At 64.8% G+C, this 24,424-nt stretch carries 10 protein-coding genes and 1 pseudogene; 5 read left to right on the forward strand and 6 right to left on the reverse strand.

Going from position 1 to position 24,424, the window contains the following annotated elements:
* Window positions 1-115 precede the first annotated feature (115 nt).
* The 4 genes and pseudogenes from FHR96_RS13945 (at window position 116) to FHR96_RS13955 (ending at window position 18,047) form a co-directional block, all read left to right on the forward strand.
* On the forward strand, window positions 116-2,245 hold the full coding sequence (locus FHR96_RS13945) for a PhoX family protein (RefSeq protein ID WP_183388302.1): 2,130 nt from the start codon (window positions 116-118) through the stop codon (window positions 2,243-2,245).
* Window positions 2,246-3,387: 1,142 nt separating this feature from the next.
* Window positions 3,388-4,002, forward strand: a pseudogene (locus tag FHR96_RS22755) (ESPR-type extended signal peptide-containing protein); the annotation flags it as partial.
* A gap of 45 nt (window positions 4,003-4,047) precedes the next feature.
* The gene (locus tag FHR96_RS13950) at window positions 4,048-17,220 is read left to right on the forward strand and encodes a YadA-like family protein (RefSeq protein WP_246392961.1); all 13,173 of its coding nucleotides are present in this window, start codon (window positions 4,048-4,050) and stop codon (window positions 17,218-17,220) included.
* Window positions 17,221-17,237: 17 nt separating this feature from the next.
* Window positions 17,238-18,047 (forward strand): OmpA family protein, encoded by an 810-nt coding sequence (locus FHR96_RS13955; RefSeq protein WP_183388304.1) that lies wholly within the window; start codon window positions 17,238-17,240, stop codon window positions 18,045-18,047.
* Window positions 18,048-18,258: 211 nt separating this feature from the next.
* Here FHR96_RS13955 and ppk1 read toward each other — a convergent pair whose 3' ends face one another.
* A complete protein-coding gene (ppk1, locus tag FHR96_RS13960) occupies window positions 18,259-20,463 on the reverse strand; it encodes a polyphosphate kinase 1 (protein WP_183388305.1) in 2,205 nt (734 codons plus the stop codon).
* A 44-nt stretch (window positions 20,464-20,507) separates the two neighbouring features.
* Window positions 20,508-21,515: a porphobilinogen synthase gene (gene hemB / locus FHR96_RS13965; protein ID WP_183388306.1), complete on the reverse strand. Its 1,008-nt coding sequence runs from the start codon at window positions 21,513-21,515 to the stop codon at window positions 20,508-20,510.
* A gap of 207 nt (window positions 21,516-21,722) precedes the next feature.
* Between hemB and elbB the strand changes: the two genes are divergently transcribed.
* Window positions 21,723-22,385 carry an isoprenoid biosynthesis glyoxalase ElbB gene (gene elbB / locus FHR96_RS13970; RefSeq protein ID WP_183388307.1) on the forward strand — a complete coding sequence of 221 codons (663 nt, stop codon included), beginning with the start codon at window positions 21,723-21,725 and terminating at the stop codon, window positions 22,383-22,385.
* 191 nt (window positions 22,386-22,576) lie between these two features.
* Here the strand turns inward: elbB and tatC are convergent, their stop codons facing one another.
* The 4 genes from tatC to FHR96_RS13990 are packed head-to-tail and all read right to left on the reverse strand — an operon-like array spanning window position 22,577 to window position 24,416.
* Window positions 22,577-23,350, reverse strand: coding sequence for a twin-arginine translocase subunit TatC (gene tatC / locus FHR96_RS13975; protein ID WP_183388308.1), 774 nt, complete (start codon window positions 23,348-23,350; stop codon window positions 22,577-22,579).
* The gene (gene tatB / locus FHR96_RS13980; protein ID WP_183388309.1) at window positions 23,347-23,775 is read right to left on the reverse strand and encodes a Sec-independent protein translocase protein TatB; all 429 of its coding nucleotides are present in this window, start codon (window positions 23,773-23,775) and stop codon (window positions 23,347-23,349) included. The genes tatC and tatB overlap by 4 nt, the downstream gene beginning before the upstream one ends.
* A 6-nt stretch (window positions 23,776-23,781) precedes the next feature.
* The gene (gene tatA / locus FHR96_RS13985; protein WP_183388310.1) at window positions 23,782-24,036 is read right to left on the reverse strand and encodes a Sec-independent protein translocase subunit TatA; all 255 of its coding nucleotides are present in this window, start codon (window positions 24,034-24,036) and stop codon (window positions 23,782-23,784) included.
* 44 nt (window positions 24,037-24,080) lie between these two features.
* The gene (locus FHR96_RS13990) at window positions 24,081-24,416 is read right to left on the reverse strand and encodes a phosphoribosyl-ATP diphosphatase (RefSeq protein WP_183388311.1); all 336 of its coding nucleotides are present in this window, start codon (window positions 24,414-24,416) and stop codon (window positions 24,081-24,083) included.
* Window positions 24,417-24,424 lie beyond the last annotated feature (8 nt).

Genomic DNA, 24,424 nt, shown 5'->3' on the forward strand with positions numbered 1-24,424 from the left:
ATCCGCTCGTGTTGATTGAGATCTTGGTCGTGATCAATCAATAGGATACGCCACCCTTCCTACCTCCTCCCGTACACCAGAAATCACCATAGCTCTGTCACTAGTGAGGAAGATCATGAGCAAGGAAATCGAAGACCCGCGGATTCTCAATCGCAGCACGAACGAACCCTTCTCTTCGGTGCTCGAGCACCACGTCTCTCGTCGGCGCGTCATGCAGGGCGGGCTCGGCATGGCCGCCATGACCATGCTGGGCGGCTTCGGGCTCGTCGGCAGTCGCCTGGCCAATGCCGAGACGGCCGGTGTCGCCAGGACACCTCTGGCGCTGGCGTTCGAATCCATCGCCGGTTCGCGTAGCGATGCCATCGTGGTGCCCGAAGGCTATCGGGCCCAGGTGTTGCTGCCCTGGGGCACCCCGCTCAACGACAAGGCGCCGGCCTGGCGCGAGGACCTGGACCCCACTCCGGAGGGGCAGGCCAACAGCGTCGGCATGCATCATGATGGCATGCATGCCTTTGCCCTGGACGAGGCGAACGCCTCGCGTCGCTTCCTGCTGGCGATGAATAACGAGTACATCGATCAGGCTGCGCTGTGGGCCGCCCGCGGTGGCGCCACCAATGCGAGCGAGGGCGCACGCCCGGCCGACGAGGCCCGCACCGAGATCAATGCCCATGGTGTGACCGTGGTGGAAGTCCGCAAGGACGAGCAGGGCCGCTGGTCCCACGTGACCGACTCACCCTACAACCGCCGCATCACCAGTGCCACCGAGATGGCGCTGGGCGGCCCGGTGGCCGGCAGTGAATACGTCAGGACGCGGTTCTCGCCGGACGGCACCCGTACCCGCGGCACCAACAACAACTGTGCCAACGGCTTCACGCCCTGGGGGACCTACCTGACCTGCGAGGAGAACTGGCCGGGCTACTTCATCAAGCGCGCCGATCGTCAGGCCGACGACGATCGCCTTGGCATCCCCGAGGAGCGCGGTCGCTATGGCTGGGAGACCGCTGCCGCAGACGGCGAGGCCGACGACGAGTTCTCCCGCTTCGACGCCACGCCGCGCGGCGACACGGCCGGTGACGACTATCGTAACGAGCCGCGAACCTTCGGCTACATCGTCGAGATCGATCCCTACAGCGGCGCGCGAGCGGTCAAGCGCACCGCTCTAGGGCGCTTCCGCCACGAGGGCTGCTGGCCGGGCAAGCTGGTCGCCGGCGAGCCGGTGGTGTTCTACTCCGGCCACGACTCGCGCAACGAGTACATCTACAAGTTCGTCTCCGATGCCCGCTGGGATCCGGCCGACGCCAACCGCCCCGGGCAGGAATACGATCGCCTGGCCCTGGGTGCCAAGTACATGGACCAGGGTACGCTCTACGTGGCGCGCTTCGACGCCGACGGGCGCGGCGAATGGCTGCCGCTGACTCCGGATGCCGTTATCGCCGACGGCCGCACCCTGGCCAAGGCGCTGGGTCTGGCCGCCAACGATCGGGCCGGGGTGATCATCCACACCTGCGACGCCGCCGACCTGCTGGGGGCCACGCCGATGGATCGCCCCGAGTGGGGCACCGTCGACCCGGCCTCCGGCGACGTCTACATGACCCTGACCAACAACTCCCAGCGCACCGAAGACGGCACCGCGGCAACCTTCACCCACGACGGCTCGGGTATCGAACAGCGCGGCGTGGGCTATGCCACCGCGCCGACCAATGCGCCGAACCCGCGGGCCGACAATGAGGCCGGCCAGGTCATTCGCTGGCGCGAGGGCGAGGGCGCCGCCTTCTCCTGGGAGGTGTTCGTATTCGGGGCCGCTGCCGACGATGCCGGCAACCTCTCCGGGCTGACCGAACGCAACCAGTTCGCCAGCCCTGACGGCCTGTGGTATGACGACCGCGGCGACGGGCAGGGCATCCTGTGGATCCAGACCGATAATGGCTACGCGGGGGTAGCCGAGCACACCAACGACCAGCTGCTGGCGGTGGTGCCTCAGAGCGTTGCCTCCGGCGACGGCGAGGCCGCGGTGATTGGTGCTGGCAACCAGAGCCAGCTCCGTCGCTTCGCCGTGGGCCCGAACGGCTGCGAGGTGACCGGGATCTTCGCCACCCCGGACCGCACGGCCCTGTTCATCAATATCCAGCATCCCGGCAACTGGCCCGCCGCCGAGGATGCCACCATCGCCGCTCAGGGCAGCGTTCGCCCACGGGCCGCCACCGTGGTGATCCAGAAGGTCGACGGCGGCCCGGTCGCCATCTGATCTACCCGCGGCACCCTGCGCCCTCGGTGCCGTGTCTCCATCCTCAAGACCGTTTCTTCGGAGCTCTTCCGAGGGAGCGGTCTTGTCATTTTTATTCGCAGTTGGCTCTTTGACGTAAGAGATGCCCGAGCCATCGTGTTCGGCATCCTAGTGCTATTCCTCATTGAATGAATCGTTACATGGCGAGTTGACGAAAAATTCATGACCTTGATAGAGGTGATATCGGTCCATTTATCCCTCCTTTTCGCTGCTTTTCACCTTGATTTCATGAACAAGTTGCTGGCGTCCATCTGATAGATAATCTGTCACTTGAAAGTATGAACAAGGTGCTGCTACTTTGATTTTAATTTCATATTCTTTCATTCTTAAGGGTTGACATCTTGGAGGAAGGGTTGAGGTCACGACGGCCGATTGTAGGAAATTAGCTATTTTTCATGTAGGAGAATGCGTCAATTTTTGTAATGTTGGAAGGCTGGATGTCACGGGAGCCGTGGCCTGCAGCGTGGCTAGGTCGAAAATTGTGAAATTTTTTATCCTTGCCAGTGCGTGGTGTTACAGGCTAGGTATTGTCTTGACGGCAGGTGTATTGCACGGGTGATTGTCAGTATCGAGCGTGGAGTAGATCGGCAAGATCATAGGAGGCGATGAATAACGATGAGCGATCACTCTGGTGCCGACAAGCGGGTGGAGGCGTTTCATGGGCGAGATATCTTAAGAACGTCGATCAGGGATGGGGTTGTGATCATGTCAATCTCGATTACCCACCTGTTGGCTCGTGTTTCAAGAAAATTTGCCTGTGCTATTCGGTTTCATGGGCTTCAGCAAAGGTGCTTTTTTCTCTTGAGGAGCGGAGCGAAATCCTCGGGGCTCTGGTTTTTATGACTCGGTACTCATCGGTGAGTGCGCAGCGCCGAAAAGCGTTTTTTAAATAATATTAAAAATGCATGTAATAGGGGGTAGTGAAGCGCAAGTGATATCAGTAGCGGAACGCTTGCCTTCACGGGGAGCTGCTCGTCTCTGGCAGATATGGCAGCGATAAATAAGGGCGTCCAAGACGTGTGCCTTGCGAGACGTAGGGCTGACCGGGCGTATCGCGTCGCTCGAGCATCAGGCGCGTCTCGTCGCAAATCTGAGGGAACAGTATGAATACCATCTATTGCATCGTCTGGAGTGTGTCTCGCGGGCAGTCCGTGGTGACGTCCGAACTGGCCAAGCGTCGTACCAAGTCTCGGGATGGGCTGGTGCGGCGTGCCTTGATGGCACTCGGCCTGGTCGCTGGCGTCGGAGCGCTCACGCCGGTCCAAGCTTATGAAGCAGGTGGAGGCGATGATTGCACAGGCGATGCCGGACGCACCGCCATTGGCTCAGGTGCTTCGGCATGTGACACATTTGCCCTTGCACTTGGCGCTAACGCCGTCAGCTCAGAAGAAAGTGCGACCGCTATCGGGCGGAATAGCACGTCTTCTGGCAATGGCGCTGTTGCGATTGGTCTTGAATCCGAGGCGGCGGGAGCAGGCTCTTTTGCTGGAGCAGAGTACGCACAGGCTTTGGGGAATTACTCGGTTGCGCTTGGCGGTGGTAATGCGGCGGGGAGTGGAGCCATTGCCGATGGGCCGGGGGCCATTGCGATTGGCACCCGCTCGGTAGCCAGCGACCTTCGCTCACTTGCCCTGGGCGCGGGAGCGGTGGCTTCGAGCGAATCATCCTACGCGATTGGTGATTCCGCCACGGCCTCTGGTATCTCGGCCATTGCCATGGGGACTGGGGCCTCGGCCGAGTCTGTCACTACCGGAGCGGGCACCATGGCGGGAGGCGTGGCCGTGGGTGGGCTGGCGGAATCCTATGGCGGGGTGGCCGTGGGGTTCGGGGCTGTTGCGGGCTCTGGAGGCGCCGGTACCCAGTTGGCGGCCACGGCCTTGGGCATGGGTGCCCAGGCCACCGGTAACCGGTCGATCGGCATCGGGACGACAGATGCGGCACCGGCTCTGGCGACGGGTGGCGGATCAATCGCGGTCGGCAACAGTGCCGAGGCATCGGCGGTCGGCACGATTGCGCTTGGTCGCAATACCACAGCGTCGGTAGATGAGGGCATCGCCGTCGGCTCGGACACCACCGCCAGCGGTGATACTTCCCTGGCGTTCGGACAGGGTAGCACTGCGTCAGCGGCGTCCACCTTGGCTTTTGGCGATTCTGCCACCGCCTCCGGTATCTCGTCCATCGCCATGGGCACAGGGGCAACGGCCGATACGGATGATGCTGTAGCCATCGGTAATGCCGCCATCGCCACCGGCGGCAAATCGGTCTCGATCGGGTCGGAAAACGTCGCGTCGGGCAACGGTGCCGTGGCCATCGGCGATCCCAATACGGCAACCGGCGATGGTGCCATTGCGCAGGGTATGGATAACACGGCCACCGGTAATGGTACTGTGGCGCTCGGTAATACCAATATGGCGGGCGGTGGTGGCCAAGCGGTGGGCACGCCAGGTACGGCGGCTCAGGGCGCGGTCAGTATCGGCTACCAGAACATCGCCGATGGCCAGGGCGCCATTGCGATGGGTTCCACCAGCAGCGCGTTGCAAGACGGTGCCATTGCCCTCGGCGACACAGCGGCCGCTGGAGGTAACGATAGCGTGGCGCTGGGGAGCGGGACGACGTCCTCGGCGAACTCTACGGTGGCGGTTGGTGCTGGTGCCAGTGCCACGAATGCCCAATCCATTGCCATTGGTGGTGGGTCAGCCCTCGAAGCGGCTGCCTCCTCTGCCGGGAATTCCGCCATCGCGATTGGGCTTGGTTCGAACGCTACGGGGAATACCAGCATTGCCATGGGCTTCCGCGCCGAGACGCTGAACCAGTACGGCATCGCGCTAGGGGCTGACAGCAGCGTCAGCGGAGACTATGGCATGGCGATGGGCCTTCAGGCCGATGCGTCGGGTACTCATGCTGGCGCTGTGGGAGCCTTTAGCGATGCGTCGGGTGATCGGGCCTCGGCTTATGGGTATAGCGCTACGGCCTCCGCCGACGATAGCGTCGCACTGGGCGATAGCACGGCCTCGCAGGCCGGTGCCGTCGCCTTGGGTGATGGCGCCACGGCCGATGTCGCCGACAGCGTGGCGCTGGGCTCCAATGCGAATACCGCCGCCGTGGTCGGCACCGCCGATACGACCATCGCTGGTATAACCTACGACTTCGAGGGCGAATCGCCGATCGGCACGGTGAGCGTGGGGACTAGCGGCAACGAGCGCACTCTCACCAATGTGGCAGCGGGGCGCGTATCGGCGACCAGCACCGATGCCATCAATGGCAGCCAGTTGTTCGCCACCAACCAGGCGATCGAGGATAACCGCGTTCATTTCTACAGCGTCGATGGTGGCACGCTGGACGGCAACTACGACAATGATGGCGCGACGGCTGCCAATGCCATGGCCGCCGGCGTGAACGCGAGTGCGGTCCGGAGCAATGCCACGGCCGTGGGCCACGATGCTCGGGCCGCCGGCACGAGTTCGGTGGCGATGGGCAATGCCGCGACCGCCATGGGCACCAACTCCGTGGCCATTGGCAACAATGCTTCCGTGGGTTTGACGACTGGCCCGAACAGCCAGTTTCCCGATCAGGGGGTGGCGATCGGTTCGGGCGCCACGGTCGGTGGCGCGGTCGTGGGCGGCGTGCAGATCCACAGCGAAGGGGTGGCGATCGGGTTCGACGCCTCTGCCGTCAATACCTCCCAAGCCTCGCCCACGGCGATCGGTGCCCACGCCAATGCCGATGGTGCAGGCGCGCAGATCGCGATCGGCGATTATGCCACGGCCAACGGCGAAAACTCGGTGGCCATCGGCGGCCTGCCATTCTCGACCGGCACACGGGCCATGGGTGACTACGCTCTAGCCATCGGCCCCGCGACCCAGGCCTTCGGCGACAACTCGGTCTCGCTGGGGCGTGAGTCCAGTGCCGCAGGCGACGGGGCGATTGCCATCGGCGGCAACGCGGCCTCGGGGGCTAACGCTTCTCAGCAAGACACCATCGCGATCGGCGCAGAGACGGTTGCCAATACCCAGGGTGGTATCGCCATCGGCCAGGGCGCCAGAGCCAGCCATTCCAATAGTACGGCGCTAGGGGTAGATGCCATCACCGCGGTGGCGAATGCCACGCCGAGCGGCACGATCAACGGTACCAGCTACACTTTCGCCGGCGGTGCGCCGATCGGGGTGGTCAGTGTCGGCCGCTCCGGCAGCGAGCGCCAGATCACCAACGTGGCGGCGGGTCGAGTGTCGGCGACTAGCACCGACGCTATCAATGGCAGCCAGCTGTTCGCCACCAATCAGGCGCTCGAGGACCTGTCTCTCGGTGGTGGCGGAACGAACTACTACAGCGTCAACTCGACTGTGACCGGCGCTGGATCAAACTTTAATAATGACGGTGCGACCGGTACGAATGCCCTGGCGGCAGGCGTAAGTGCCAGCGCTGCAGGGTCATCCGCCGTGGCCATTGGTAATACTGCCACGGCAAGTGAGACGCGGGATATTGCTGTTGGTCACCAGTCTGAGACGAGCGCCATTGCTGGCGCGACAGGAAGCCAAACGGACAACGTGGCCATCGGAACGGGAGCGCAGGCGCTTGGCGGTGCATCCATTGCCATTGGTGAAGGTGCAATGGCGACGGGTGCCAGTGTTGCAAGCGTCAACTCGGCCGTCGCTATTGGTCGTCAAGCTAAGGCCAACCAGTTTGGTGCCATTGCCTTAGGCTCCAATGCAAGTACAGGGGTGGGGTCAAGCTATGCCGCAGCTATCGGCCCCAATGCGAAGGTCGGCGACAATGCAAGTAGCTCAACCGCCATCGGCAACAGCGCGACAGTGGCGGATGGTGCCACTTCTTCCACGGCTGTTGGTCGCGGCGCCACGGTTAATGCGTCGACCTCCGTGGCCGTCGGGCAGGGTTCGACAGTGGCGAATGGTGCCTCCTCTTCCACGGCAGTCGGTAGCAACGCCACGGTCAATTCGAATCGCTCAGTGGCCATCGGGCAGGGCGCAGACGTAGCAATTAATGCCAGTCTTGGAACGGCCATCGGTAGTACCGCTAAGGTGCTTGAAGGCGCCGTATCGGGCGTGGCGATTGGCTCCGAGGCTGTAGCCAGTGGGCGTGATGCGGTGGCAATGGGCTCTGGCACAGAAGCAGCCACAAACGCCATCGCCATGGGGCATGACGCGAAAGCCACAGGCAGCCAATCGATCAGCATCGGTACTGGCAATGTGGTCAGTGGTGACAGCTCTGGTGCCATCGGCGATCCAACCACCATCACCGGCACAGGCTCCTATTCGCTGGGTAACGACAACACCATTGATGCCGACGAAGCTGGCACCTTCGGTAATGACAATATCCTGGCTGCGACGGCTACCGGCAGTCGCATTGTGGGTAACGGTAATGACATTGATGTGGCCGATGCCTTCGTAATGGGCAACGGCGCGGATGTGACCGTCGATGGTGGCGTCGCGATTGGCAGTGCCTCGGTCGCCAGCACGGCAGCGGGTGTCGCGGGCTATGATCCGGTAACGGGTGCCCCCTCGACCGACACGTCGGCGACGTGGCAAAGCACCGCGAGCGCGGTGAGCGTGGGCGACGCGGCGAACGACGTGACGCGCCAGATCACCGGCGTGGCCGCGGGCACGTCGGATAGCGATGCGGTCAACGTCGCTCAGCTCAAGGCCAGCGGAACACACTACTACAGCGTTAATGACAACGGTGTTCAGGGCGGAAACTACGACAATGATGGTGCTACCGGTGTGAATGCCATCGCTGCCGGAGTAGATGCCACGGCCGCTGGAAATGGCAGTGTCGCCATGGGCTTTGGTGCTGATGTACAGCAAAGCGATGGCATCGCCATAGGCACCGGCACCACCTCTCAAGGAGCATCCTCCATTGCCATGGGGGATGGCGCCTCCAACAATGTGTTCGGCAATAACCAGATCGCTATCGGCAGCAACGCTTCCTCGTTCGGAACAGACGACTTGGCGATCGGTACGGGTGCCGCGGCTAGCGGTCAGCGCAATATTGCGCTGGGCAGTGGCGCAGCCACAGATGTGGGACTGCTGGACGGTATCGCCATCGGTACGGATGCCTATGTCAGTGCCAATAACGGCATCGCCATGGGCAACGGGGCATCGGCAGATCACGCTGGCAGTGTGGCGCTGGGGCTTAATTCGGTGACCGCTGCGCCGGTGGGCACGACGAATATCACCCTCGACGGGATCAACTACACCTTCGCCGGTGGTACGCCGACTGGTACGGTGAGCGTAGGGGGCGTGGGCAACGAACGCACCCTTACCAATGTAGCGGCGGGGCGGATCACGGCCAGCAGCACCGATGCGATCAACGGCAGCCAGCTGTTCGCCACCAATCAGGCCGTGGAGGATGCGGCAACGACCGCCAACCTGGGCTGGGATCTCACCGCCCAGGGCGCTGACACCACCAACGTCGCCCCGGGCGACGCGGTGGATCTGACCAACGCCGACGGCAACCTGGTGATCACCAAGAACGCCACCGAGGGCGCCCAGGAGACGGTGACCTTTGACCTGTCCGATAGCGTGACGATCGGCAACACCACGATCGACAACACCGGCATCGACATGGGCGGCGACACCATCACCAATCTGGGGGCGGGGACTGTCGGGGCCGGCAGCACCGACGCCGTCAATGGCAGCCAGCTGTTCGACGTGGCCGACTCGGTGAACACCGTGATCGGCGGCAATGCGGTCGTCAATCCAGACGGCACCGTGACCACCAGCGATATCGGTGGCACCGGTGAAGACACGGTGGACGACGCCATCGCGGCCGCGAATACCGCCGCCAATGCCGGCTGGAACGTCACCGACGGCACCAGCGCTGCCAACATCGGGCCCGACGGCGACGTCACCTTCAGCGGTGATGCCAATATCGACGTGGCTCAGACCGGCGTCGATGACGCCGGCGCGGTCGAGATTACCCTCAACCGCGACCTCGACCTGGACAGCGTCACCACCGGTAACAGCACCCTGGACGACAGCGGATTGGCGGTGGACGACGGCAGCGGCAACGTCACCACCGTGACCGATGACGGCCTGACCGTGGTGGGTGGTCCCAGCGTGACCAACAGCGGCGGCATCGACGCCGGGGGCCAGACCATCTCCAACGTGGCCGATGGCACGGCAGGTACCGATGCCGTCAATCTCAACCAGCTGCAAGCGGTGCAGGCCGCCACCGAGACGCACTACTACAGCGTCAACGACGGCGGCACCGTCCAGAGCAATTACGACAATGACGGTGCGACAGGCATCAACGCACTGGCAGCGGGTACTAATGCTGTATCTGACGGCAACTCCTCTGTCGCTGTAGGTGACGGTGCGCGCACAGGGAGTATTGGTAGAGATCAGGTGGCGCTCGGGGCTGGTGCTCTGGCAGGCGGTAATACATCAATTGCTATTGGTGCAGGCGCTCAGGCCTCAACTGACTTATTTGATGGTGGTGTAGAAGCAGTTGCCATTGGTAATGGTGCTTCCGCGCAGGGCACCAAGAATGTCGCGTTAGGTTCTGGCTCCGTTGCCGATGGCAGCACGCTGGCCGATGCGGCCTTCCAGCCCCTGGATGCGGCAGGCAACCCGATTGCCGTTACGGCGCCGACGGCCACCAGCGAAGTGTCGGTAGGCGATGCCGGCAGCGAGCGTCGTATCACCAACGTGGCCGCCGGCTCGGCGGATACCGATGCGGTGAACGTCTCGCAGCTGGCGGCGGTCGATCAGAAGGCCAGCACGCCGCTGACCTTCGCCGGCGACAGCGGCACCGACGTGGATCGCCAGCTCGGCGAGACCCTCAACGTCACCGGCGGCGCCTCGGGCACGCTGACCAGCGGCAACATCGGGGTGGTGGGCGACGGCACCGATACGCTGGCCATCCAACTGGCCGAGAACATCGACCTGGGTACCAACGGCAGCGTCACCACCGGCAACAGCGTGCTGGACGACAGCGGGCTGGCGGTGGACGACGGCAGCGGCAACGTCACCACCGTGACCGATGATGGCCTGACCGTGGCGGGCGGTCCCAGCGTGACCAACAGCGGCGGTATCGACGCCGGTGGGCAGGCCATCACCAACGTTGGCGCGCCGGTGAACGGTGGCGATGCCATCAATCTCGGCTACTTCGACGAGAACCGCGCCCACTACTACAGCGTCAACGATGGCGGCACCCAGCAGGACAACTACGACAACGATGGTGCGTCGGGAGTGGATTCCCTGGCCGCCGGTGTGGCGGCCTCTACCGGGGCTGGCGCCGAGCGCGCCGTGGCGCTCGGCTACAACACCAGCGCCACCGGCGTGGACAGCGTGGCCATTGGCCAGTATGCCAGCGCCGAATCGGGCGGGGCCGTGGCCATCGGGCGTGATGCCACCGCCAATGGTGGCCAGGCGATTTCCATCGGTTATGGCAACACTGCCACGGGCGATGGCGCGGTATCGATCGGTGACCCGAGCACCGCGATCGGCGACGGCGCCCTGGCCCTGGGCAAGGACAACTATGCCGAGGGCACCGGGGCGGTGGCCGTGGGTAACAACAACACCTCCGAAGGTGACGGTGCCCTGGCGATCGGTGACACCAACACCGCGACCGGCAATGGCGCCATCACCATGGGGGTCAATAACCAGGCCACCGGCAACGGTGCCGTGGCCCTGGGCAACGACAACATGGTGAGCGGTGACGGGGCCTTCGCGGTGGGCAACAACGCCACCAGCGGTGCCCTCGATACCCTGGCTCTGGGGTCGAACGCCTCGGCGACCTCGCAGCACGCCATGGCGTTGGGAAACAGCTCGGATGCTTCCGGTTTCGGTGCTTTCGCGGCCGGCAATACCTCCGTCGCCTCGGGCGACGGGGCCATGGCGGTCGGCCAGGTCGCGACGGCTTCGGGGCTGCGCTCTGCGGCGATCGGGCTTGAGGCCCTGGCCTCCGCGGAAGACGCCCTGTCGGTGGGGACCGAGGCCGAGGCCAGCGGGCTGCGCAGCACGGCCATCGGCAATTACAGCATTGCATCCGGGCAGGGCTCTTCGGCGTTCGGCTCGAATGCCGACGCCCAGGCTTTCGGGAGCATGGCGATCGGTGCACGTTCCACGGCAATGCATGAACAGAGCATCGCCCTGGGCGGCGCTTCCCAGACGGTGAGAGGGCCACAGGACGACTATGTGGCGTACGGCCTGGATGCGCTGCAGACCTCCAAGGGTGAGCTGGCCATCGGCCAGGTCGCGGTCTTCGACGAGGGCGGCAACCAACTGACGGAGCCGGGCGAACGCCAGATTACCGGCGTCGCGGCGGGCAGTGCCGATACCGATGCGGTGAACGTCTCGCAGCTCAAGGGCATCGCGACGCACTACTACAGCGTCAACGATGATGGTGTGATAGGCGGCAACTACGACAACGACGGAGCGACCGGCGTGAATGCCGTGGCGTCCGGGGTCGATGCCGCTGCCACCGCGGATGGTGCCGTTGCCCTGGGCTTCGGCGCCACGGCGGGCAACGCCGACAGCGTGGCGCTGGGCACCGACTCGGTGACCGACGTGGCGGTGGGCACCACGGATATCACCCTGGCCGGCACCAACTACAGCTTCGCCGGCGGCACGCCGACCGGCACGGTGAGCGTGGGCGACGTCGGCAATGAGCGCACCCTCACCAACGTGGCGGCCGGCCGCATCTCGGCCAGCAGCACCGACGCCATCAACGGCAGCCAGCTGTTCGCCACCAACCAGGCGGTGGAAGACGCGGCGGCCACCGCCGGCCAGGGCTGGGATCTCACCGCCCAGGGCGCCGACGGTACCAACGTGGCGCCGGGCGACGCGGTGGACCTGACCAACAGCGACGGCAACCTTTCGATCACCAAGAACGCCGCCGACGGCGCCCAGGAAACGGTGACCTTCGATCTGTCCGACAGCGTGACGATCGGCAACACCACGATCGACAACACCGGCATCGACATGGGTGGCGACACCATCACCAACCTGGGGGCGGGGACTGTCGGGGCCGGCAGCACCGACGCCGTCAATGGTAGCCAGCTGTTCGACGTGGCCGACTCGGTGAACACCGTGATCGGCGGCAATGCGGTCGTCAATCCAGACGGCACCGTGACCACCAGCGATATCGGTGGCACCGGTGAAGACACGGTGGACGACGCCATCGCGGCCGCGAATACCGCCGCCAATGCTGGCTGGAACGTCACCGACGGCACCAGCGCTGCCAACATCGGGCCTGACGGCGACGTCACCTTCAGCGGTGATGCCAATATCGACGTGGCCCAGACCGGTGTCGATGACGCCGGCGCGGTCGAGATCACCCTCAACCGCGACCTCGACCTGGACAGCGTCACCACCGGCAACAGCACCCTGGACGACGGCGGGCTGGCGGTCGACGACGGCAGCGGCAACGTCACCACCGTGACCGATGACGGCCTGATCGTGGCAGGTGGTCCCAGCGTGACCAGCAGCGGCGGCATCGACGCTGGCGGCCAGACCATCAGCAACGTCGCCGATGGCGTGGCAAGCGATGACGCGGCAACCGTGGGCCAGATCACTGACCTGGCCACCACGCCGCTGACCTTCGCCGGCGACAGCGGCACCAATGTCGAGCGCCAGCTCGGCGAGACCCTCAACGTCACCGGCGGTGCCTCGGGCGCGCTGACCAGCGGCAACATCGGGGTGGTGGGCGACGGCACCGACACGCTGGCCATCCAGCTGGCCGAGAACGTCGACCTGGGAACCGACGGCAGCGTCACCACCGGCAACAGCACCCTGGACGACAGCGGGCTGGCGGTGGACGACGGCAGCGGCAACGTCACCACCGTGACCGATGACGGCCTGACCGTGGCGGGTGGTCCCAGCGTGACCAGCAGCGGCGGCATCGACGCCGGCGGCCAGACCATCAGCAACGTCGCCGATGGCGTGGCAAGCGATGACGCGGCAACCGTGGGCCAGATCACTGATCTGGCCACCACGCCGCTGACCTTCGCCGGCGACAGCGGCACCAATGTCGAGCGCCAGCTCGGCGAGACCCTCAACGTCACCGGCGGCGCCTCGGGCGTGCTGACCAGCGGCAACATCGGGGTGGTGGGCGACGGCACCGACACGCTGACCATCCAGCTGGCCGAGAACGTCGACCTGGGCACCGACGGCAGCGTCACCACCGGCAACAGCACCCTGGACGACGGCGGGCTGGCGGTCGACGACGGCAGCGGCAACGTCACCACCGTGACCGATGACGGCCTGATCGTGGCAGGTGGTCCCAGCGTGACCAGCAGCGGCGGCATCGACGCTGGCGGCCAGACCATCAGCAACGTCGCCGCGCCGGTGAACGGTGGCGATGCCATCAATCTCGGTTACTTCGATGAGAACCGCGCCCACTACTACAGCGTCAACGACGATGGTGTGATCGGCGGCAACTACAACAATGATGGCGCCACCGGGATCAATGCCATTGCCACCGGCGTAGATGCCGAGGCCTCGATCGACGGCAGCGTGGCACTGGGTAGCGGCTCGATCGCCAATCGCAACCTGGCGCCGTCTTCCGGTGCCATTCCGGCTGGCAGTGCCACCGTCACCTACAACACCACCGACAAGGAGCTGTTGGGAGCCATTTCCGTAGGGGATAGTGACTCCTATCGTCAGATCACCAATGTGGCGGACGGTATCCTGGCGCAAGATGCGGTGACGGTTCGTCAGCTGCAGGGGGCTATCGGCTCGGTCACCGTCACCGGTACCCAGTATTTCCATGCCAACTCGGTTCAGCCGGATTCCGCTGCGGTCGGGCAGGACAGCATTGCCGTGGGCCCGACGACGGTGGTCGACGGCGACAATGGCATTGGCATGGGCAACGGGGCCATCGTTGACCAGATCGCCCCTGGGGGGACCGCGATCGGCGATGGCGCCCACGTGATGCTGGCCGACGGCATGGCGTTGGGTACTTCAGCCCTGTCCGAGGCCGAGCAGGGCATCGCGCTGGGGGCCGGGGCGACGGTCAGCCACGACCAGAGCGTGGCGCTGGGCAGTAACTCGGCCACCGCCGAACCGGTGGCCACCTCAGGGACGACCATCGCCGGTATCGACTACGGCTTCGCGGGTATCGCGCCGCAGAGCACGGTGAGCATCGGGGATGTGGGCAACGAGCGCACCCTCACCAATGTGGCGGCAGGGCGTCTCTCGGAGACGAGTACCGATGCGGTCAACGGCAGCCAGCTCTATGCCACTAACCAGGCGGTGGAGTCGGCCAGCCAAGGGTGGGATCTCAGCGCCCAAGGTGCCGATACCACCAATGTGGCGCCGGGCGACAGCGTGGATCTGTCCAATACCGACGGCAACCTGGTGATCGCCAAGAATGCCACTGATGGGGCACAGGAAACGGTGACCTTTGATCTGGCCGACGATCTCGATGTCACCAGCGTCTCTACTGGCAACAGCACCCTGAGCAACAGCGGGCTGGTCGTGGATGATGGCGGCGGCAACGTGACCAGCACCACCGCTACCGGTACCACGGTGACCGACGGCACGAACACCACGTCGCTGACCGCCATCGGCGTGTCCAGTGGAAACATCAGCGTGGATGGCACGACCGATACCATCACTGGCCTGTCCAACACCGATCTGAGCGATCCGAGCTTCGCTACCGAGGGCCGCGCAGCTACCGAGGAACAGCTGCAGGTCGTCAGCGACGTGGCCAGCGCCGGCTGGGATCTGAGCGCACAGGGGGCCGACACCACCAACGTCGCTCCAGGCGATGCGCTGGACCTGAGCAACGCCGACGGCAATCTGGTGATCAGCAAGAACGCCACTGACGGTCCTCAGGAGACGGTGTCCTTCGATCTGGCAGAGGATGTGACGATCGGGAGCAGCCTGACCGTCACCGATGGCCCGACGATCGATGGCGATGGTATCGACATGGGCGGTGACAGCATCACCAATGTCGGTGCACCGACGAGCGGCGGCGATGCGGTCAATCTCGACTACTTCAACCAGAACCGCGCCCACTACTACAGCGTCAACGACGGCGGGACCCAGGGGGGCAACTACGACAACGACGGGGCGACGGGCGTGAATGCCATCGCTGCCGGCGTGGATGCTTCTGCCTCGGCGGACGGTGCCATGGCCCTGGGGGCCGGCGCTACGGCCGGGGATGCCGACAGCGTGGCGCTGGGCGCCAACAGCGCGACGGCGCCGGTCGAAGGGACCACCGAGGTGGTCATCAACGGCGAGACCTATCTGGTGGCCGGTACCGATCCAGAGGGCACCGTGTCGCTGGGTGATGTGGACGCCGAGCGTACGGCTACCAATGTGGCGGCAGGGCGCGTCAGCGAGACAAGTACCGATGCCATCAACGGCAGCCAGCTGTATGCAACCAACAGCGCCATTGATGCCTTGGGCCAGGAAGTCGAGGCCGGCCAGGTGCACTATTACAGCGTCAACGACGCTGGCACCGAGGGCGGTAACCACGACAACGACGGCGCGACGGGGGTGAACGCCATCGCCGCCGGCGTGGATGCCTCGGCCACGGCAGAGGGCAGCATCGCCATGGGCGCAGGCGCCATGGCCAGCGAAGCCGATAGCGTGGCGATGGGCTCGGGAGCGACGACCGAGGCGGCGGTCGGCACGGCCGATATCACGATCGGCGGGCAGACCTATGCCTTCGCCGGGGTCTCGCCAATCGGCACCTTCAGTGTCGGTTCCGCCGGCGCCGAACGTACGATCACCCATGTGGCCGCGGGGCGCGTGACGGCGGACAGCACGGATGCCATCAACGGCAGTCAGCTTTACGCCACCAACCAGGCGGTGGGAGACGTCAACCAGGCCGTAGGAGACGTCGAAGACCGTGTGACCAATGTCGAGGGTGACATCGACAATCTCGACGGCCGTGTCACCAACGTGGAGGGTGATGTCACCCAACTGGGCGACCGGGTGTCCAACGTCGAGGGTGATGTCTCCAGTATCGGCAATGATCTTGCCGAGCTGGACGACCGCGCCGTGAAGTACGACACCGAAGACGGCAACGTCAACTACGACTCGATTACCCTCGCGGGTGAGGGTGGTACCACCATTTCCAACGTGGCGGACGGCGATGTCTCCGAGGACAGCAGCGATGCCGTCAACGGTAGCCAGCTGTGGGAGATGCAGGAACAGCTCACTACCATCAACGAGGGAGGCAGCAAGTACTTCAGGGCCAACTCCGAGGCGGCAGCGGCCCGGGCGGAAGGCGCCGAAAGCGTCGCCATGGGGCCGAACAGCGTGGCTCAGGGTGACCACAGCGTGGCAGCCGGTGATGGCGCGGTGGCCGAAAGCGACGGTGGGGTGGCCCTGGGGGCCGGCTCGCAGGCGACCCGTGAGGGCATGAACGGTGCCGAGGAGGCCTTCTCCGGAGAATCCGTGGCGTCGACCCAGGGGGCGGTCTCCGTCGGCAGCGAAGGCGGCGAGCGTCAGATCACGAACGTGGCCGGCGGTACCGAAGCCACGGATGCGGTCAACGTCCGTCAGTTGGAGGCGGTGCAGGCCGGCTCAGTGGGCTATGACCGCAACGATGACGGCAGTGTGAACTATGGCTCGGTCACGTTGGGTCAGGAAGGTACACCGACGCAGATCCACAACGTGGCGGCAGGTGAACTGCCGACGGATGCGGCCAACGTGGGGCAGCTGCAGGAGCTGAACCGGCAGTTCAACCAGCAGATCGGCAGCCTCAGCCATCGCATCGAGGATGTCGAGGACCAGGCCAATGCGGGCACCGCGAGTGCGATCGCGGCGGCTTCCGTGCCTCAGGCCTATCTGCCCGGTAAAAGCATGGTGGCGGTCGGTGCGGGCACCTACAGCGGCGAATCGGCGGTTTCCGTCGGGGTATCTCGCCTCTCGGATAACGGTCGTTGGGCGGTGAAGCTCAATGCCACCGGCGATTCGCAGAGCAATTTCGGGGCCGGTGTCGGTGTGGGTTTCCACTGGTAAACGACTAGGGGATGAACATGGAACATCCAAGCTATTACAGGGCAGTACTGGCGTTCGGGGTCGTCGGGATGACGGCCCTAGGGCTGCAGGGTTGTGCCACCAGTGGCGAGGGAGGTGCGGAAGCTCCGCCCCGGGTGGCCGATGAGACGGCGACCTTTCCTGATCCGGAGGAGGCATGGGTCGATGGCACCTACGCCAACGTCGAAAACCTGCGCAATATGCAGCAGGGGCTCTCCAAGGATCAGACCTATGACTTGATCGGGCGTCCGCATTTCTCCGAGGGGCTGTTCGGGGTGCATGAGTGGAACTATGTCTTCCATCTGCCCGCGGGCGATGGGAGTTACATGACCTGCCAGTATCAGGTGACGTTCGACGACGATATGCTGGCCGACAGCCTGCGCTGGCGGGATGGGGAATGTGCCGCCCTGCTCGAGCCACGCAGCAGCACCGAGCCGACGCGTTTGACCCTGTCGGGCGATACGCTGTTCGAGTTCGATAGTGCCCGGCTGTCGCCGCGGGGGCGGCAGCAGGTGAACGTCCTCGCGAATCGTATTCGCAGCGACTTCACGGCTCCCGAGGTGATGGTGCTCGGGCATACCGATCGCCTGGGTAGCGGTGACTATAACCAGGCGCTGTCCGAGCGCCGTGCCGCCACGGTGCGATCCGCCCTGGTCAGCAACGGGATTGCCCCGTCATCGATTCGAAGCCGGGGCTTTGGCGAACGCCAGCCGGTGACGCGCTGTGAAGGGACGCGCGCGACGCCGGGGCTGAAAGCATGTTTGCAGCCCAACAGGCGTGTCGATATCGAAGTCAGCGAAACTGGATAGCATCTAGCGGTCTGGACCATGGCCGTGGAAACGTGACGAGGCGTCAGGTTTCCGCGGTTTTTTTCGTCATAAGGAAAGGTCGGGCATGTCGATGCCCTCTTTCTCTGCCTTCTGACGATGGCGTGAGACGAGTATCGACGGACCATGTCGCATCACGACGCCCCACCGAGAGGGGATATCTCGGTGGGGCCGGTCGTTCGCACGGCCGAGTTCAGGCGCGCGCCGCGTAGGCGTAGAGCAAAGTCTCCTGGGCACTGATCGGTGCGGCCTCGCCGGGCGACTGCTTGACGTAGGTGCCGTCGGGCCGCAGCTGCCAGCTCTGGCAGTTGTCCACCAGATAGGTTTCCAGATCCTTGCGGACCTGGGCTGCCAGTTTCTTGTCGAGCAGCGGGAAGCAGGTTTCGACCCGGTGGAACATGTTGCGGGCCATGAAGTCCGCGCTCGAGCCCCAGGTCTCGGACTTGCCGTCGTTGTGGAAGTGGAACACTCGGGTGTGTTCCAGGAAGCGACCGATGATCGAGCGCACCCGGATGGTCTCGGAGATGCCGGGCAGGCCGGGGCGCAGGCAGCACATGCCGCGGATGATCAGGTCGCACTCGACGCCGGCCTGGGAGGCTCGGTACAGCGCCTGGATCAGCTTGGGCTCGGTGAGCGAGTTGCACTTGATGACCAGGTGGGCTCGCTTGCCCTTGCGGGCATGCTCGGCCTCGCGGTCGATCATCGCCACCAGCCGCTCGTGAAGGGTGAAGGGAGCGTGCAGCAGTTTCTCGATCTTGCGCGCACGGCCCATGCCGGAGAGCTGCTGAAAGACCTTGTGCACGTCGGCGCACAGCACGGGGTCGGCGGTCAGCAGGCTGTAGTCGGTATACAGCTTGGCGGTCTTGGAGTGATAGTTGCCGGTGCCCAGGTGAGCGTAATGGCGCAGCTGGCCTTTCTCGCGGCGCACGATGTGCATCATCTTGGCGTGGGTCTTGTAGGCCATCACCCCGTAGATGACGATGGCACCGGCTTCCTGCAGGCGCGAGGCCAGGGCCAGGTTGTCGGCCTCGTCGAAGCGTGCCCGCAGCTCGATCACTACCGTGACTTCCTTGCCGTTGCCGGCGGCTTCCACCAGCGCGTTGACGATCGGCGAGTCGGCCCCGGTGCGGTAGAGCGTCTGCTTGATGGCCAGCACGTCCGGATCGCGGGCTGCCTCGCGCAGCAGCTCTTCCACGGGCGAGAAGGAGTGGAAGGGGTGGTGGAGCAGGACATCGCCCTCGGCCATGGCCTGCAGCACGCTGTCGCGCTTGCGCAGGGCCTTGGGCAGGCCTGGGGTGAAGGCGCGATAGCACAGCTCGGGGCGTTCCACATCGCCCAGCACCGACATCATGCGCGTCAGGTTCACCGGGCCGTTGACCCGGTAGAGGTCGGAGGCCTCGAGTTGGAACTGCTTGATCAGGAATTCGGCCAGGTCGTCGGGGCAGTTGTCGGCCACTTCCAGGCGAACGCCGCTGCCATAGCGGCGCGAGAGCAGTTCGCCGCGTAGCGCCGAGGCCAGGTCGGAGACGTCTTCCGGGTCCACCGAGAGGTCGGCGTTGCGCGTCAGGCGGAACTGGTAGCAGCCGCGCACCTTCATGCCGGGGAACACTTCCTCGGCGTGGGCGTGGATCATCGACGACAGGAAGACATACTCGGCGAAGCCCGACTCGCAGAGTTCCTCGGGCAGACCGATGACCCTTGGCAACGAGCGCGGCGCCGGCAGGATCGCCAGACCGCCTTCGCGGCCGAAGGCGTCCTTGCCCTCCAGCTCGACGATGAAGTTGAGGCTCTTGTTGACCAGCCTCGGGAAGGGGTGCGACGGATCGAGGCCGATGGGACTGATCACCGGCATGATCTCGGTCTCGAAGTAGTCGCGCACCCAGTCCCGCTGGGCCTCGGTCCAGTCGCCGCGGCGCCGGAAACGCAGGCCCTGAGCTTCGAGCGCTGGGATCAGTGCCTCGTTGAGAATGCGGTACTGGCGTTCCACCTGTTCGTGGGCGATCTGTGAAATCTCGGCCAGCACCGAGCGCGGGGAGCGGCCGTCGGCCCCCGAGGTGGCGTCGCCGATCATCACCTGGTTCTTGAGGCCGGCCACGCGGATCTCGAAGAACTCATCCATGTTCGACGAGAAGATCAGCAGGAACATCAGCCGGTTCAGCAGCGGGTGCGCCTCGTCCAGGGCCTGCTCGAGGACTCGCACGTTGAACTGCAGGTGCGATAGCTCGCGATTGAAATACAGGCCCGGATCGCCGAGATCGGCCTCGGGATCCGGCAGCGACTTGGGCTTGATGCCGGTACGAGTCTGGTTGAGGCGCGGGATCGGCGTCTCGGTGGCTGCCTCGCCACCGGGAAGCGATTCCACGGTGACGGGGGTGTTGGGGCTGCGCGATTCGTCCATGGGTGTACCCTGTCGTCGGCCGGAAGGGGTACCCCGTCCGGCGGTTACTCGGCGAGCAGCCGGGCCGCTCGCTTGGCAAAATAGGTCAGCACGCCGTCGGCGCCGGCGCGTTTGAAGCACATCAGCGATTCCAGCATCACCGCGTCGGCATCCAGCCAGCCGTTGTCGAAGGCGGCCATGTGCATGGCGTATTCACCGCTCACCTGGTAGGCGAAGGTCGGCACTCGGAGCTCGTCCTTGACGCGCCGTACCACGTCCAGGTAGGGCATGCCCGGCTTGACCATCACCATGTCGGCGCCCTCTGCCAGGTCCAGGGCCACCTCGTGCAGCGCCTCTTCGCCGTTGGCCGGATCCATCTGATAGGTGGACTTGTCGGCGCGGCCGAGGTTCGTCGCAGAACCGACGGCATCCCGGAACGGGCCGTAGTAGCTCGAGGCATACTTGGCGCTGTAGGCCATGATCCGGGTGTTGTGTAGCTGTTCCTGTTCCAGCACCTGACGGATGGCACCGATGCGGCCGTCCATCATGTCCGAAGGCGCGACGATGTCGGCCCCGGCCTCGGCGTGGGAGAGCGCCTGCTTGAGCAGGGTTTCCACGGTGCGGTCGTTCTGCACGTAGCCCAGGTCGTCGAGGATGCCGTCCTGGCCGTGACTGGTGTAGGGGTCCAGCGCGACGTCGGTCATGATGCCGAGCTCGGGCACGGCCTCCTTGAGGGCGCGCACGCTGCGCTGAATCAGCCCGTTGGCACTGAATGCCTCCTCGGCCAGCTCGCTCTTCAGCGCCGGGTCCACCACCGGAAACAGGGCCAGTAACGGGATGCCAAGATCGCGGGCCTCGCGGGCTTCCTCGATCAACAGGTCGAGTGACAGACGCTCGACGCCCGGCATGGAGGGCACCGCCTCGCGCCGGTCCTCGCCTTCGAGCACGAACACCGGCCAGATCAGGTCGTCGGCGGTCAGCGTGTGCTCGCGCATCAGGCGACGCGAAAAGTCGTCACGCCGCATGCGGCGCATGCGGGTGGCGGGATATTGGCGTGCGGTCGTTAAGCTCAAGACATCTCTCTCCGAAACGGTGACCGGGGCCGCCAGAACCTAGTCTGGCGAGCGTAGATGACGAAACGATGACAATCGTTCGAGTATATCAGGGTGAACCGGCGCCGAAAGACGCGCCTTGTCGCACCACCGTCGACTCTCTAAAGTGATGGCTTCATGTTTATCGGCCCTGCCGGTCGGCGGCAGGAGGCGCACGAGGAGACGCATATGAGCAAGCAGGTGGCAGTCATTCTGTCGGGATGCGGAGTGCAGGATGGCTCGGAGATCTACGAGACCACCCTGACCCTGCTGCGCCTGGACCAGTTGGGCATCGGCTATCGCTGTTTCGCCCCCGACATCGACCAGCACGACGTGGTCGATCACCGCAGCGGCGAGGCGGCCCGCGAGGAGCGGCGCAACGTGCTGACCGAGTCGGCGCGCCTGGCGCGCGGCGAGATCTCCCCGCTTGATGAGCTGGACGCCGGCGACTTCGACGCCGTGATCCTGCCGGGGGGCTTCGGAGCCGCCAAGACCCTCTCCAACTTCGCCGAGGCCGGCGCCGACATGGTGATTCATGACGGCCTGATCGAGGTCATGGCCGAGTTCCGCGAAGAGCGCAAGCCGATCGGCCTGATGTGCATCGCGCCGGTGATGGTGCCGCGTCTGCTGGGCCCGGGCATCGCCGTGACCATAGGCCACGATCCGGGTGTGGCCGGCGCGATCAGCAGCATGGGCGGCCTGCACCGCAGCTGCAGCGTGGAGGATATCGTCGTCGACTTCGAGAATCGCGTAGTCACCACTCCAGCCTACATGCTGGCCACGCGCATCGGCGAAGCGGCCACCGGCATCTTCAAGCTGGTGGATCGCATCGATGAGATGATGGATCTCTGACCCGGCTGCGCCGGGTCAGTAGCTGGAAGAGCGGCGCTTCGCGCCTGGAAGCTTGAAGCGGGAAGAAGAACGCCTCCCTGGCTTTGCCAGGGAGGCGTTTTGGTTCAGCTTGGCTTCGAGCTTCGAGCTTCGAGCTTCGAGCTTCGAGCTTCGAGCTTCGAGCTTCGAGCTTCGAGCTTCGAGCTTCGAGCTTACGCCTCGCTGTCGGCCGCATCCTTCTCGCGCTTGTGGCGCACTAGCCGCCCGAACAGCAGGCCGACTTCGTAGAGCAGGTACATGGGCACTGCCAGCAGGCTCTGCGAGACCACGTCCGGGGGGGTCATCAGCATGCCCACCACGAAACAGCCCAGCACCACGTAGGGGCGCTTCTTCGACAGGCTTTCCACCGTGGTCGCCCTGGTCAGAATCAGCAGGAAAGTGGCGATGGGAATCTCGAAGGCCACGCCGAAAGCGAAGAACAGCTTGAGAACGAAGTTGAGGTACTGGTTGATGTCGGTCATCACCGCCACGTCCTCCGGCCCGGTCTGGGTGAAGAACTTGAACAGCAACGGAAAGACCACATAGTAGGCGAAGGCGGCTCCGGCATAGAACAGCGCCACGCTGGAGGCCAGCAGCGGCAGTGCCAGCGCCTTCTCGTTGTCGTAGAGCCCGGGTGCGATGAAGGCCCAGGCCTGGTGCAGCACATAGGGCACGGCGATGAACACCGCCACCACCAGGGTCAGCTTGAAGGGCGCCAGGAACGGCGAGGCCACCTCGGTGGCGATCATCCGCGAGCCTTCCGGCAGCAGCGCCATCAGCGGTTGGGCGACGAAGGCGTAGATATCGTTGGCGAAGGCGTAGAGGCCAAGGAAGATCACCAGGATGGCGATCACCGCCCGCAGCAGCCGCGAACGCAGTTCGACCAGGTGTTCGATCAGCGGGGCCTGGGCCTGTTCGGGGCCCCGGGAGTCGTCGGATTGGCTCATCGGGGAGGGGCATCCTCGTGGGTGTCGGAATCGGCGTCATCGACCTGCCGGCGAGCGCGGCCCAGGGCGTCGTCGAGGCGCCGCTCGGGCGAGCCGTGCTGCTGCCGGTCGTCGTTCGCCTGCTCCGACGCCTTGCGATCCGGCGTCGCGCGGTCGGCGGAGGAGGGGTCGACCGAGTCTTCGACGTTCCGCTTGACTCTGTCGAAGCCCTCATCCAGCTTCTTCTGCTGCTCGGCGAGCTTCTGGCGCAGTTCCTCTGCCTCGAGCTGGGCGTTGATCTCGCGCTGCATGCCGGAGACGGTACGCTTGATGCGGCCGATCCACAGCCCTGCGGTGCGGGCAGCCTTGGGCAGGCGCTCGGGGCCCAGCACCAGCAGGCCCACCACGCCGATGATCAGGAGTTCGAGAAAGCCGATGTCGAACATGGCGGCTTACTTGCGCTCTTCCTGTTCCTCGGTCTTGCGCTCGGCGCGCACGTCGTAGGTTTCGCCCTCGTCGTCGTGGCGGACCTGAGCCTGGGGCTTGTCGCCGTCCTCGCTCTTGTCTTCGTCGTTCATCGCCTTCTTGAAGCCCTTGACGGCGCCGCCCAGGTCGCCGCCGACGTTGCGCAGCTTCTTGGTGCCGAAGATCAGGATGATGATGCCGAGGACGATCAGGAGTTGCCAGATGCTGATACCGCCTAACATAGGGTGTTCCTCAGGTTGTGGCGCCGGGGCCCGGCGTCGAAGACTTATGGGGTGCGCGCGGCTTTCTCATCGTGGCCGGAGAGGCCGAAGCGGCGCGACAATTCGTCGAGAACCTCGCGATGGCTCAGTCCCAGGTGCGACAGCATCACCAGGCTGTGAAACCACAGGTCGGTGGTTTCACAGACCAGTGCCTGGCGTGCCGCCTCGTCACCCTGCTCGGCGTCCTTGGCCGCCAGCAGCGTCTCGGTGGCTTCCTCGCCGACTTTCTCGAGTATCTTGTTCAGGCCCTTGTGATGCAAGCTGGCCACATAGGAGTCCTCCGGTGCGGCCTGGCGGCGGCTTTCCAGGACCTCGTCGAGGCGGTCGAGAATATCGCTCATATGAGACG

Origin of the sequence: Halomonas organivorans, assembly GCF_014192055.1 — a bacterium.
Lineage (GTDB): Bacteria > Pseudomonadota > Gammaproteobacteria > Pseudomonadales > Halomonadaceae > Halomonas > Halomonas organivorans.

Excerpts from the sequence above, each read along its gene's own strand:
- FHR96_RS13945 (WP_183388302.1), top strand. The coding sequence starts at position 116 with ATGAGCAAGGAAATCGAAGACCCGCGGATTCTCAATCGCAGCACGAAC.
- FHR96_RS13950 (WP_246392961.1), top strand. The coding sequence starts at position 4,048 with ATGGCGGGAGGCGTGGCCGTGGGTGGGCTGGCGGAATCCTATGGCGGG.
- FHR96_RS13955 (WP_183388304.1), top strand. The coding sequence starts at position 17,238 with ATGGAACATCCAAGCTATTACAGGGCAGTACTGGCGTTCGGGGTCGTC.
- ppk1 (WP_183388305.1), bottom strand. The coding sequence starts at position 20,463 with ATGGACGAATCGCGCAGCCCCAACACCCCCGTCACCGTGGAATCGCTT.
- elbB (WP_183388307.1), top strand. The coding sequence starts at position 21,723 with ATGAGCAAGCAGGTGGCAGTCATTCTGTCGGGATGCGGAGTGCAGGAT.
- tatC (WP_183388308.1), bottom strand. The coding sequence starts at position 23,350 with ATGAGCCAATCCGACGACTCCCGGGGCCCCGAACAGGCCCAGGCCCCG.
- tatB (WP_183388309.1), bottom strand. The coding sequence starts at position 23,775 with ATGTTCGACATCGGCTTTCTCGAACTCCTGATCATCGGCGTGGTGGGC.
- tatA (WP_183388310.1), bottom strand. The coding sequence starts at position 24,036 with ATGTTAGGCGGTATCAGCATCTGGCAACTCCTGATCGTCCTCGGCATC.
- FHR96_RS13990 (WP_183388311.1), bottom strand. The coding sequence starts at position 24,416 with ATGAGCGATATTCTCGACCGCCTCGACGAGGTCCTGGAAAGCCGCCGC.